Origin of the sequence: Flavobacterium sp. Leaf82, from assembly GCF_001422725.1 — a bacterium.
Lineage (GTDB): Bacteria > Bacteroidota > Bacteroidia > Flavobacteriales > Flavobacteriaceae > Flavobacterium.
Window position 1 is genome coordinate 23,254 of record NZ_LMMA01000001.1, and the last position, 12,767, is coordinate 36,020.

Sequence of the window (12,767 nt, forward strand, 5' to 3'; positions counted from 1 at the left end):
AATAATATTATCCAATTACTAACATAGAAGAATGAACAACTTTTTAAGATTTAATTATTTTTTACGTATAAAAGCAATTATTTTTGCACCACAACTAAATACAACTATACCATGACAATTTTACTATTGGGATCAGGCGGAAGAGAACATGCTTTTGCGTGGAAAATGATTCAGAGTCCACTTTGCGAAAAACTTTTTGTTGCACCAGGAAATGCGGGAACAGCTGCAATCGCTACAAACGTTGCAATGTCTCCAACAGATTTTGATGCGATTAAAGCATTTGTAATTCAGGAAAATGTAAAAATGGTGGTCGTAGGACCAGAAGATCCATTGGTAAAAGGAATTTACGATTATTTTAAAAACGACGAAAGTCTACAACATATTCCGGTTATTGGACCATCTAAATTAGGTGCTCAATTAGAAGGAAGCAAGGAGTTTGCTAAAGAATTCCTGATGAAACATAATATCCCAACTGCTGCTTACGACAGTTTTACTGCTGAAACAGTTGAAAATGGATGTGCGTTTCTTGAAACTTTACAACCTCCGTACGTTTTAAAAGCAGATGGATTGGCAGCTGGAAAAGGGGTTTTGATTATTCAGGATCTTGAAGAGGCTAAAACCGAATTAAGAAACATGTTGGTTCACGAAAAATTTGGAGCAGCAAGTTCAAAAGTAGTAATCGAAGAGTTTCTTGACGGAATCGAATTAAGCTGTTTTGTTTTAACGGACGGAAAAAGCTATAAAATTCTTCCAACAGCAAAAGATTACAAACGTATTGGCGAAGGCGATACAGGATTAAATACAGGCGGAATGGGAGCGGTTTCTCCAGTTCCTTATGTTGATGCTGTTTTGATGGAAAAGATCGAAACTCGCATCGTAAAACCAACAATCGAAGGTTTCCAGAAAGACGGAATCGAATATAAAGGTTTTGTATTTATTGGTTTGATTAATGTAAAAAATGAACCAATTGTTATTGAATACAATGTAAGAATGGGAGATCCTGAAACCGAAGTTGTAGTGCCAAGATTAAAATCTGATTTGGTTGCATTGTTCCAGTCTGTTGCAGATCAAAAGTTAGATACTTTTGAATTAGAAGTTGATCCTAGAAGTGCTACTACAATTATGGTAGTTTCTGGCGGATATCCTGAAGATTTTGAAAAAGGAAAAGTAATTACCGGTTTAGAAAACATAACTGATTCGATAGTTTTTCACGCGGGTACAAAATTAGAGGACAATAATGTCGTTAGTAATGGAGGACGAGTATTGACTGTAACATCTTATGGGGACGATTTTCAACAGGCCATAAAAAAATCTTACCAAAATATAGATAAACTAAATTTTGATAAGATGTATTTTAGAAAAGATATTGGCTTCGACTTACTTTAAAAAAGAGTGAGCTGTAGTATCTTGATTTTCTGTTCCGGCGTCATCAAAAATGCGTAATTGTTTAATCCAGTAAACGATTGCGCATGCACAGATGATCATAAAAAACCAGTTAATAGTATTCGCACCAAACCAGGTAATAAGTTCTAAGTGACGTAAAAAGTCAAGTGGAGCAAATAAAATGTTAACGAATAAGTATTGTATTCCTTCAAAAAAAGCTGTCATAATTTATAAAATTATATGTTATTTATTGTTTTTAACGCATTGAAGACAAAATTCAATAAAGAATCTTTTTTCAACTTGTTGGTTTTCCTTTTTAAACAAGTATTATATTTACAATCACAAAAGTATAAAATATCCTTATGATAACAAGTGTTTTTAAAAAATCTACGCCATTAAATTATTCATTGGTCGTAATTTTAATACTGGTTTTCTTTTTTGTTTTTCAAATTAAAGATCCATCATGGGTGAGTTCTTATTTTTTGGCATTCCAAAAAGTAAGTCTGCTTTGCTTTATTTTAGCGTCTTTTTTCCTTATTAATTTTATTGTAAAAAAGAACGGACTGAGCAAAGACAATGGTTACGCGATCTTTTTTTACTTATTGTTTATATTATTTTTCCCCACGATTTTTAATAATGCAAATGTTGTATATGCCAACTTTTTTGTTTTGTTGGCACTCCGAAGATTAATTTCACTGCAATCGTTAAAAGCGGCAAAAGAAAAAATATTCGATGCCTCTTTTTGGATTTTAATAGCTTCTTTATTTCAATTTTGGTGCATTCTTTTCCTGATATTGGTTTTTATATCGATTATTTTTCATGTTTCGAGAGATTATAGAAACTGGATTTTGCCTTTTATAGCGCTTATGGCTGTGTCAATAATCTTTTTATTTATTTCTCTAATCTTCCATATCAACATAATCGAGTTTTTTCAGGAACGCGCTGTAGTAGATTTTAGTATTGATTATTTCAAGAACAATTACGAAAACGGTGCACTTTCGATATATGTTGCTGTATCTTTATTTTTTATAGTTTCGATGTTGAGCACATTGTCAAACAGACCGCAAATCTTACATTCATCGTACAAAAAAGTTGTAGCTTGTTTTTTTATTGCTGCATTTGTTTACATCGTTTCACCGGATAAAAGTAATGATCTGTTGCTATTTAGTATCGCTCCTTTGACCATTATGGCATCAAGCCATGTAGAATATATGAAGCAGAAACTTAATAACGAAATTGTTTTTTATGTGTTGATTGTGTGTAGTTTATTTACATTTTTTTCTCAACTATAATTTGCTTCCGTAAGCAAGATCACCAGCATCACCAAGACCCGGAACAATATAATTTTTCTCATTTAATTTCTCATCCAGGGAAGCTACCCATAAATGACAGTTTTCAGGAAGGCTTTTTTCAAGAAAAGCAATTCCTTCCGGTGCAGCAATTACAACTACAATATGTATCTCTTTTGGTGTTGCATTTTCAATTAATTTTCCGTGAACTGCAACGATAGACTGACCGGTCGCCAGCATTGGATCAAGCAGTAAAACGGTTTTGTCGTTGATGTTAGAAACGGCTTGATATTCTACCCGTATTTCAAATTCATCATCATTATTAGGATGATATCTGCAAGCGGAAACAAAGCTGTTTTCGGCGTGATCAAAGTAGTTCAAAAAACCATTATGAAGTGGCAATCCTGCTCTTAAAATTGAACATAGAACCAAATCACTTTCGATTTCGGTTGTTTTTTTAATGCCAAGCGGAGTTTGAATTTCGATATTTTTATACGACAAATCTTTGCTTAGTTCATACGCCATAATTTCGCCAATACGTTCTATATTTCTTCGAAAACGCATGCTGTCGTTCTGAACATTAATATTTCTGATTTGACCTAAAAAGTGGTTTAATACGCTATTATTTTCAGAGATATAATGGATTTTCATAATAAAATTTTAGAATTATCAATGGGTTACAGTACGATAACGAAAAAATCATCGTTTTATTCGCACGATAAAAGTATAAAAAGTATCTTTGTAACTCTAACAAATAAAGACATGTTTTCAAAATTAGCATATTCTGTTTTCGAACAAAGCATCAAAGATTATCATCAATTTGATAATGTTGATCAACCAATAAACAATCCTTATCCTAAGGATAAATTCGAACATTTGTTATATCTAAAAAACTGGATTGACACTGTTCAATGGCATTTTGAAGACATTATTCGTGATCCGCAAATTGATCCGGTTGCAGCTCTTACTTTAAAAAGAAGAATCGATGCCTCTAATCAGGAACGTACTGATATGGTGGAATATATTGATAGTTATTTTTTACAAAAATACAGTGATGTAAAAGTAAAAGATGGTGCAAAAATTAACTCAGAAAGTCCTGCGTGGGCTTTTGACAGATTATCTATCCTGGCGCTAAAAATTTATCATATGCATGAAGAAGCTACACGTGCAGAAGCTTCGCAAGAACACAGAGATAAATGTCAGGAAAAATTAAACATTCTTTTAGAACAAAGAAGCGATTTATCAACAGCGATTGATGATTTGCTTACCGATATCGAAAACGGTGAAAAATTCATGAAAGTGTACAAACAAATGAAAATGTACAATGACGATGAATTGAATCCTGTTTTATACCAAAATAAAAAATAATTGGCAGAATTGTCCAATAAAATTAAGCATATAGCCGTCATGAGACTTTCCGCAATGGGAGACGTCGCCATGACGGTTCCTGTTTTACGTGCTTTTGTAAAACAGTATCCAGAGGTAAAAATCACGGTAATTTCACGTCCGTTTTTCAAGCCATTTTTTGACGGAATCCCGAATCTTGATTTTTTTGCTTTTGATGAAAAAGACCGTCACAAAGGATTTGCAGGACTTTTACGTTTATTCAAAGATGTAAAAAAACTTAAAGTTGATGCTTTTGCAGATCTTCATAATGTTTTGAGATCTAAAATTGTGAGTTTACTTTTCGCTTTAAGCGGAAAAAAAAGAGCCACAGTTGACAAAGGGAGAGAAGGTAAAAAGGAATTAACCCGCGCCGAAAATAAAATATTCAGGCAATTGCCAACAATGTTCGAAAGACACGCAAAAGTGTTCCAGGAACTTGGTTTTTCTTTAGATTTATCCTCCCGAAGCGTCGGGACTGAATTCCCTGAAAAAGCAATTTTAAGTTCAGAAATTCTTGAAATTATTGGTGATCAAAACTCAAAATTAATTGGTATTGCTCCTTTTGCACAATATGATTCTAAGGTTTATCCGCAGGATTTAATGCAGGAAGTTATTGCAAAACTGGCTGAAAATAAAGAGTATAAAATTTTACTTTTTGGAGGAGGAAAAAAAGAAATCGAAATATTGGATTTATTTTCTCAACCATTTGAAAATGTAATAAATGTGGCTGGAAAAATTAAATTTCAGCAAGAATTACAATTAATCAGCAATCTTGATGTAATGCTTTCAATGGATTCAGGAAATTCACATATTGCAGCAATGTTAGGCGTAAAAGTAATCACGCTTTGGGGCGCAACACATCCGTACGCAGGATTTTTACCTTTTAATCAAACGATGGAAAATGCTTTAACTTCAGATAGAAATCAATATCCGCAATTGCCAACATCAGTTTATGGAAACAAAATTGTTGAAGGTTACGAAGATGCAATGAGAAGTATTTCTCCAAACGAAATTATTCAAAAAATACAATCAAGCATATAATCCATTTAAATCATGGAGAAAATAGCCAATTGTTTTCTTCTTGTTTTTATTGGCAACAATTACAACAAATTGATTTTCTTTTTCTGTAGAGAGCAAAATATGTTCAAAATCTTCTGTTGAATTTCTGTAAATTTTATGCACCAATTTTGATTCTTTAATTTTGTGCGATAGAACTTTAGCCGCTTTTAGTTTACTGATATAAGGCCAGAAATTAAAAATATTTTGGTCAGAAGGTGTTATTTCAGTCATTTTACCAATCATTGTTGCGTTATATTTTTCTTCTGTAAGTAGTTTAGGCCCTTTTTTATTTCGTTGTTTTTTAATTATAAAGTAAACACAAAATAAAGCAGTTATTACAAAAAGCGCTATAAATGATAAACGGAGGAAGTGATGCATTGTCATAATATTTAATATTTAAACGGTTGACAAATTTAATTTAGCTCTACAATCATAAAGAACGAGATTGCGATTACTTTAATTACACCACTAAAATAATGAAAATTCAGCAATATTTTAATAATAATTTGCTTTTATTGTATTTCAGCTATAAACAGATTTTCTCGTCTTTACATCTGCTGTAAATATAACTTTTAAGGTTTAGTCGCAGTCGCAGTCGCAGTCGCAGTCGCAGTCGCAGTCGCAGTCAGTCGCAGTCGCAGTCGCAGTCGCAGTCGCAGTCGCAGTCGCAGTCGCAGTCGCAGTCGCAGTCGCAGTCGCAGTCGCAGTCGCAGTCGCGAATACGCATAAAAAAAGAGTTTGCATTGCAAACTCTTTTTTTAACTGAGACTGTAAACTTAGACTGTAAACTGAGACTGTAAACTGAGACTGTAAACTGAGACTGTAAACTGAGACTGTAAACTGAGACTCAAAACTCTCTACACGTCATCATAATCTACATAAATAGACTCTGATGTTGGGTGCGCCTGACAAGTTAAGATTAAACCTGAAGCGATTTCTTTATCTGTTAAAATAGAATTTTTAGTCATTTCGGCACTTCCAGAAGTTACACGAGCAAGACAACTGCTGCAAATTCCGCCTTGGCAAGAATATGGAGCATCAATTCCTTGTTTTAAAGCCGCATCTAATATGGTTTGTTTTTGAGACATTTCGAATGAAACTTCGTCATCATCTACTAAAACAGTGATTTTTGTATGTCCTTCAAGTGAAGCTTTTATTTCGTTTTCCTTAGATGAAGAAGTAAAAAGCTCAAACTTAATTGCTGATTCTTTTACATTTTTCTCCTTTAAGATTGCAGAAACTGTATTGATCATTTCTTCTGGTCCGCACAAGAAAAATTTATCAAATTGTAATTCTTTGTGTTTATTATTCAAAACAAAATTTACTGCTGATTTCTCGATTCTGCCAAACAAAGCATTTTCGGCTTTAGCCTGACTAAATACATAATGCACGAAAAAACGACCTACATATTGCAATTGCAAATCATGTAATTCCTGGTAAAAAATAGTTTCCTCAGGATTTTTGTTTCCGTAAACCAATACAAAAGAACTTTTTGGTTCACTTTTCAAAACAGATTTTATGATCGAAAGCACAGGAGTAATTCCGCTTCCGGCAACAAAAGCTGCGTAATTTTTTTGTCTTTCAGCATCTGGTTCAAAAGTAAATATTCCTTCCGGATGTCCTACTTCAAGAACATCGCCAGCTTTAAGTCTTGTGTTTGCAAATTGAGAAAACAAACCATTTTTAACTGCTTTTACTGCAATTCTTAATTCGCCGCTTTCTGGTGCAGAACATATGGAATAAGCACGACGAATATCTTGATTGTCAAGAGTTAATTTTAAATTTATGTATTGTCCGGCTATAAATTTATAGTCAGGTTTTAGTTCTTCGGGAACATTAAAAAGTACAGAAACGGCGTCGTTTGTTTCGCGTTTTACCTCTTTAATTATAAGTTTTAAGAATGAAGGCATGATTGTATATTTTATGCAAAAGTAGCAAACGGAGATTAAATGTCAGGCACGAAATTATTATTTTTAACTTTTTTTGTAACGTTTACTTACATTTGATCACTTACTACAAAACTGAAAACCAAATAACCATGATTAAAAAGTTTATTTATCTAGAATGGAAAGCCTTTACCAGATCTGCATCGTTTGGTGCAAATGTGGCAATGAAAATTTTAATTGGTTTTTTGATGGTTTATTTTTCGGTACTTTTTATCGGAATGGGTGTTGGGGCATTTTATGTGTTACGAAAAATGAATCTGGAACCGTTATCGACCATCAATCAATTTTTGATTTATTACTTTTTGTTTGATCTCGTAGTTCGCTTATTAATGCAGGCAATCCCGGTATTGAATATCAAACCATTGTTGATTTTACCTTTCAATAAATCTACCATTGTACATTTCTCTTTAGGTAAAACCGCCTTGTCTTTTTTTAATTGGGTTCACGCTCTTTTTTTTATTCCATTTTCTATTGTATTAGTTCTGGAAGGTTATGATACATGGGCAGTTATTTTTTGGTTTTTAGCAGCTTTTTCTTTTGTGTTCATCAATAATTTTTTGAATATAATTTTAAGCAATATCGATAAATTATTTGTTGGTTTTATTGGGCTAATTCTTGTATTAGCGGCTGCTCAATATTATAAAGTATTTGATATTACGGCATTTACCGCACCTTTTTTTCTTGGATTTTACGAGATAAAAGGATTGTTTTTAATTCCGGTTTTGGTATTATTGGGGCTGTATTTATTTACCTATAAGTATTTCAAAAACAATTTATTTCTAGATGCCGGACTTTCTAAAAAAGAGGATATAGCCACAACCGAAAATCTTTCTTGGCTAAATCAATTTGGAACTTTAGGAACTTTTCTTAAAAACGATATCAAATTAATCAAAAGAAATAAACGTTCAAAAACAACGATATTCATGAGCATATTCTTTTTGTTTTATGGATTCATTTTTTTCGGGAATACACATCAGCCTGAGGTAATGCAAATTTTTGCCGGAATATTTGTTTCCGGAGGATTTTTATTTGTGTTTGGTCAATTTGTACCAAGTTGGGATAGTTCGTATTACCAATTAATGATGACTCAAAACATTCCGTACCGCGGTTATATTACTTCAAAATGGTGGCTTATTGTTATCGCCACAATTGTTTCAACTATTATTGCTTCTTTCTATCTTTTTTTTGGATGGGAAATCTATCTAACAATTGTAGTAGGTGCCATTTATAATATTGGAGTAAACTCACACTTAGTACTTTTAGGCGGAGCATTTACAAAAACACCAATCGATTTAAGTTCTGCAAGCGGAGCTTTTGGAGACAAAAAAGCTTTTAATGTAAGTGCTATGTTATTGACATTACCAAAAATATTATTGCCATTAGGACTTTATGCAATTGGACTTTATTTAGGAAATAAAACCATTGGATTATCATTAGTTGCAGGTGTCGGAGTTTTAGGTTTTGTTTTTAAAGATAAGGTATTTTCATTAATCGAAAAAAGATATAAAATCGAAAAATACAGTACGATAAGTGCTTATAAACAAAAGAATTAAATTAGAGAATATGTCAATTTGATAATGAGATAATTTTTATCAGATTGAATAAAATATTGAAAAAATACATAAGATTTTTTAATCTAAAATCATTCCCGAAGCTTCGGGACTAAAATCTAAAATCACCATGATACAAGTAAATCAACTTTCAAAAACATATAACGGAACTACAGTTTTAAATATTAATAATCTTGAGATCCCAAAAGGTCAAAGCTTTGGTTTAGTGGGAAATAACGGAGCTGGAAAAACAACCTTTTTCAGTTTGTTATTAGATTTAATTCAGCCTTCGACAGGAAATATTACCAGCAATACAATTGAGGTAAATACAAGTGAGAACTGGAAATCTTTTACGGGATCTTTTTTAGACGAAAGTTTTTTGATTGGTTATTTAACCCCTGAAGAATATTTTTATTTTATTGGAGATTTGAGACATCAGAACAAAGCAGATATTGATGCTTTGTTAGCGCAGCATGAAGAGTTTTTTAATGGTGAAATCCTGAACAACAAAAAATATTTAAGAGATTTATCAAAAGGAAATCAGAAGAAAGTGGGTATTATTGCCACACTCATAGGAAATCCTGAAGTAGTAATCTTAGATGAACCTTTTGCAAATTTAGATCCTACAACTGTTAGCCGATTAAAAAAAATAATAAAAGATCTGGCTGAAAATCCAAATGTTACAGTGCTGGTTTCCAGTCATGATTTGCAGCATACGGTAGAGGTTTGCGATCGAATTGTGGCACTTAATAAAGGCGAAGTGGTGAAGGATATTCAAACTTCAGAAGAAACCTTACAAGAACTGGAATCGTTTTTTGCAGTATAAGTATTCTATATTTCAAAAAGAAGCGTATTTTTACAAGTCGATATACTAAAAGTCCATTTTAGAAGTTAATTGATTTAAACTCTTTCTATTGAAAAACAATACTCTTAAATATAGTTTTTTTCTTGTCTTTTTGTTTCTTTTGATAGCCTGTTCTACCAAGAAAAACACTTTTCTGGCTAGAAATTCGCATGCCTTAAGTACAAAATATAATATTTTGTACAATGGCGGAATTGGTCTTGATAAAGGATTAAAGTCTATTCAGGCAAACAGTCAGGATAATTTCTGGAAGTTGCTGCCAATAGAAAAAATGCAAATCGACGAAAATTTTTCCGGAGACGAAAAATCTAAAAATCCTGATTTTGAAAAGGCCGAAACGAAAGCAACAAAAGCCATTCAGAAACACTCCATGAACATTGGCGGAAGAGAGCGAAATTCACAAATTGATGAAGCATATTTAATGCTTGGGAAAGCCAGATACTATGATCAGCGCTTTATTCCGGCTCTTGAAGCATTCAATTATATTTTATACAAATACCCAAACAGCAGTAATATTTACACCGCAAAAATATGGCGTGAGAAAACAAATATGCGTTTAGGAAATGATGCAATTGCCTTAAAAAACATTAAGCTTTTATTAAAAAATACCGATCTAAATAAACAAACTTTTTCTGACGCAAATGCTTTATTAGCCGAAGCTTTTTTGAATCTAGAGCAAAAAGACAGTGCGATTTCCAGACTTAGAGTTGCAGAACAATTTACAAGAATAAATGAAGACAAGGCCAGATACCGTTTTATTCTGGGTCAGATGTATCAGGAAGCCGGAAAAAAAGACAGCGCAAATTATTTTTATGATGGTGTAATCGATATGAATCGAAAAGCCGATCGAAAATATATGATGCATGCTTATGCTAAAAAAGCACAAATGTTTGATTACGAATATGGCAATCAGGATTTGTTTATAGAAATGTATAATAAGCTAGTGGCAGATCGTGAAAACAGACCTTATTATGATATTTTGTTTTATGAAATGGGAGTGTTTTTTGATAAATATAAAGAACAGGAAGACGCTTTAATTTTCTATAATAAATCATTAGCCAGAAAATCTAAAGATCCTTATTTAGTAGCATCCACATATAGAAATATAGGAAACATGTATTTTAAAAATACAGATTACACAATGGCTGCTAAATATTATGACAGTACATTAGTAAAATTAGATCCTAAAACGAGAGAGTTTGCTTTTATTCAAAAAAACAGAAAAAATTTAGATAACGTAATTAAATACGAAGGAATTGCAAAACGCAACGATAGTATAATTAAGGTATACGGTTTGCCAGCGCCTGATCGAAAGTTGTATTTCGAAAATTATATTGCGGAACTTAAAAAGAAAGATGAAGCCAAACGTATTCTGGAAGAAAAAGAAAAGGAAAGATTAGCCAATATTGACCGTAACACAAATACCGGTAATTCACCAACTGCTGTAAATCCTAATGCAATTGGAAAAAGCGATCCTGGCGTTGGTACATTTAATCCTCCTGCAGGAAACGAAACAGCTAGTACGAGTACTTTTTATTTTTATAATCCAACAACGGTTGCCTACGGAAAACTACAATTTAAAAAATTATGGGGTAACAGAACTGTGGGCGGAAACTGGAGAATGGCTACCATAAAATCTGCAAATAATGCAGCTATGAATGATTCAATAAATAATGATCAGAATGTAGCAAACACCTTAAAAGATACTATAGTTGTTGAAAAATATACAACAGATTTTTATGAAAAACAGCTTCCAAAAACGCAGTCTTCAATAGATAGTATTGGTGTAGAGCGCAATTTTGCCTATTACCAGTTAGGGCTTATCTATAAAGAAAAATTCAAGGAATATAATCTGGCAAGTGCCAAATTGGAGCAGTTATTAAGAAATAATCCTGAAGAAAAATTGATTTTGCCTTCGATGTATAATTTGTATAAAATTTATCAAATTACAAATCCGGCTAAAGCTGAAGCGGTAAAATTTGATATTACTACAAAATATCCTAATTCGAGATATGCACAGATCTTAAATAATACAAATTCTGAAGATTTAGCATCGCCGGATAAGGAATATCAAAAATGGTATAAATTATATCAGGAAGAACATTTTGATACTGTCCTCGATAATATCGATAATCTAATCAATCAATATGCCGGTGATGAAATTGTTTCTAAATATGAATTACTGAAAGCAAATACTTTAGGAAAAGTAAATGGTCTTGCAGCGTATAAAAAAGCATTAGAATCTGTGGCAGATGATTATCCAAATAGTGATGAAGGTAAAAATGCAAGGGAAATTCTTGAGAAGCAAATTCCAACTTTAGAAAAACTTGACTTTACTGCTGTTGACGGTAAAAGTTGGAAAATTTTATATTTAGTTCCTAATAACGATTCTAAAACGCTTAAAAATATTGAAGAAGCAATCAGGGTATTTTTGTTAGTTGAAAATTTCGAAAGATTAACAACTTCTCTGGATAAGTATAATAAAACCGAAAGCTTTGTAGTTATTCATGGTATAAAATCAGAGGCATATGCGAGAGACGTTTCAGGAGTTTTAAGAGATGATAAAAAATATAAAATCTCACATCCGTCTATTATTATATCAACTGATAATTATAAAGTAATTCAAATCAAAAAAAATCTAGAAGCTTATTTAGCTCCTAAAAATCCATAAGCATGTTTGATAAAGTCAAAAAAAACGGAACAGAACTTCTAGGAAAAACGAATAGAATTGTAGAAGGAACTTCGATAGTAGGAGATATTGTATCAAAGGCAGATTTTAGATTAGATGGAGAGTTAATAGGAAACTTTACTTCTCAGGGAAAACTGGTAATAGGAGTATCCGGAATTGTAAAAGGTGAAATTGTTTGTAATAATGCTGATATAGAAGGAGAGTTTCAGGGTAAAATAAAGGTATTAGAAGTCCTTAATATAAAAGCAACAGCGCGTATTCATGGAGAAGTAGCTGTTGGAAAACTGTCTATAGAACCGGGAGCTGATTTTACAGCTACCTGTACTATGCTTACAAATAATAAAGAAGTAACTGTAAAAGATGGAAAAGGAGCCGAACAAAAACAGAAGGAATAAATGGTTGCCATTAATTAATATTCCTGTTCAAATGGGAATAATTATTTTTTTATTCTCTTATTTCGGTAGTTGGCTGGATGAAAATCATCCCAGTCCAAAAGTGTATTACAACACAATTTTTGTAATGCTTGGTGTTGGGCTTGCTCTATATAATGTAATTCGTCAGGTTAACGATATCAATAAAACAAAGTAATTTATGTTTTAAAGC

The 12,767-nt window shown here is 32.4% G+C and carries 13 protein-coding genes; 9 read left to right on the forward strand and 4 right to left on the reverse strand.

Features of this window, described 5'->3' with window-relative positions:
- The first annotated feature begins 111 nt into the window (after positions 1-111).
- Positions 112-1,386 carry a phosphoribosylamine--glycine ligase gene (purD, locus tag ASF10_RS00105; protein WP_056243687.1) on the forward strand — a complete coding sequence of 425 codons (1,275 nt, stop codon included), beginning with the start codon at positions 112-114 and terminating at the stop codon, positions 1,384-1,386.
- On the opposite strand, the gene ASF10_RS00110 is transcribed toward purD, so the two are convergent.
- Entirely contained in the window at positions 1,378-1,608 is a 231-nt protein-coding gene (locus ASF10_RS00110; protein WP_056243688.1) for a DUF6341 family protein, read from the reverse strand. The two genes, purD and ASF10_RS00110, sit on opposite strands and share 9 nt — an antisense overlap.
- A gap of 137 nt (positions 1,609-1,745) precedes the next feature.
- Between ASF10_RS00110 and ASF10_RS00115 the strand changes: the two genes are divergently transcribed.
- A complete protein-coding gene (locus ASF10_RS00115) occupies positions 1,746-2,675 on the forward strand; it encodes a DUF6427 family protein (RefSeq protein WP_056243691.1) in 930 nt (309 codons plus the stop codon).
- Here the strand turns inward: ASF10_RS00115 and upp are convergent.
- Positions 2,670-3,323 carry a uracil phosphoribosyltransferase gene (gene upp, locus ASF10_RS00120; protein ID WP_056243692.1) on the reverse strand — a complete coding sequence of 218 codons (654 nt, stop codon included), beginning with the start codon at positions 3,321-3,323 and terminating at the stop codon, positions 2,670-2,672. The genes ASF10_RS00115 and upp overlap by 6 nt on opposite strands.
- 111 nt (positions 3,324-3,434) lie before the next feature.
- Between upp and ASF10_RS00125 the strand changes: the two genes are divergently transcribed.
- Both ASF10_RS00125 and ASF10_RS00130 read left to right on the forward strand, forming a co-directional pair.
- Positions 3,435-4,040: a DUF4254 domain-containing protein gene (locus ASF10_RS00125; protein WP_056245502.1), complete on the forward strand. Its 606-nt coding sequence runs from the start codon at positions 3,435-3,437 to the stop codon at positions 4,038-4,040.
- Between the two features lie 39 nt (positions 4,041-4,079).
- Complete coding sequence (locus ASF10_RS00130) at positions 4,080-5,099, forward strand: glycosyltransferase family 9 protein (RefSeq protein ID WP_056243695.1); 1,020 nt, start codon at positions 4,080-4,082, stop codon at positions 5,097-5,099.
- Here ASF10_RS00130 and ASF10_RS00135 read toward each other — a convergent pair.
- Entirely contained in the window at positions 5,088-5,495 is a 408-nt protein-coding gene (locus tag ASF10_RS00135; RefSeq protein ID WP_241774880.1) for a hypothetical protein, read from the reverse strand. The two genes, ASF10_RS00130 and ASF10_RS00135, sit on opposite strands and share 12 nt — an antisense overlap.
- 479 nt (positions 5,496-5,974) lie before the next feature.
- Positions 5,975-7,027 (reverse strand): ferredoxin--NADP reductase, encoded by a 1,053-nt coding sequence (locus tag ASF10_RS00140; protein WP_056243702.1) that lies wholly within the window; start codon positions 7,025-7,027, stop codon positions 5,975-5,977.
- A gap of 128 nt (positions 7,028-7,155) precedes the next feature.
- On the opposite strand from ASF10_RS00140, the gene ASF10_RS00145 reads away from it, so the two are divergent.
- The 5 genes from ASF10_RS00145 to ASF10_RS00165 all read left to right on the forward strand — a co-directional run bounded on the left by ASF10_RS00145 (position 7,156) and on the right by ASF10_RS00165 (position 12,752).
- The gene (locus ASF10_RS00145) at positions 7,156-8,616 is read left to right on the forward strand and encodes a DUF5687 family protein (RefSeq protein ID WP_056243705.1); all 1,461 of its coding nucleotides are present in this window, start codon (positions 7,156-7,158) and stop codon (positions 8,614-8,616) included.
- 127 nt (positions 8,617-8,743) lie between these two features.
- The gene (locus tag ASF10_RS00150) at positions 8,744-9,439 is read left to right on the forward strand and encodes an ABC transporter ATP-binding protein (RefSeq protein ID WP_056243708.1); all 696 of its coding nucleotides are present in this window, start codon (positions 8,744-8,746) and stop codon (positions 9,437-9,439) included.
- An 88-nt stretch (positions 9,440-9,527) separates the two neighbouring features.
- A complete protein-coding gene (locus tag ASF10_RS00155) occupies positions 9,528-12,146 on the forward strand; it encodes a tetratricopeptide repeat protein (RefSeq protein WP_056243710.1) in 2,619 nt (872 codons plus the stop codon).
- Between the two features lie 2 nt (positions 12,147-12,148).
- Positions 12,149-12,559: a polymer-forming cytoskeletal protein gene (locus ASF10_RS00160; protein WP_056243714.1), complete on the forward strand. Its 411-nt coding sequence runs from the start codon at positions 12,149-12,151 to the stop codon at positions 12,557-12,559.
- On the forward strand, positions 12,525-12,752 hold the full coding sequence (locus tag ASF10_RS00165; protein WP_055096813.1) for an AtpZ/AtpI family protein: 228 nt from the start codon (positions 12,525-12,527) through the stop codon (positions 12,750-12,752). Before ASF10_RS00160 ends, ASF10_RS00165 begins: the two co-directional genes overlap by 35 nt.
- Positions 12,753-12,767: the final 15 nt, after the last annotated feature.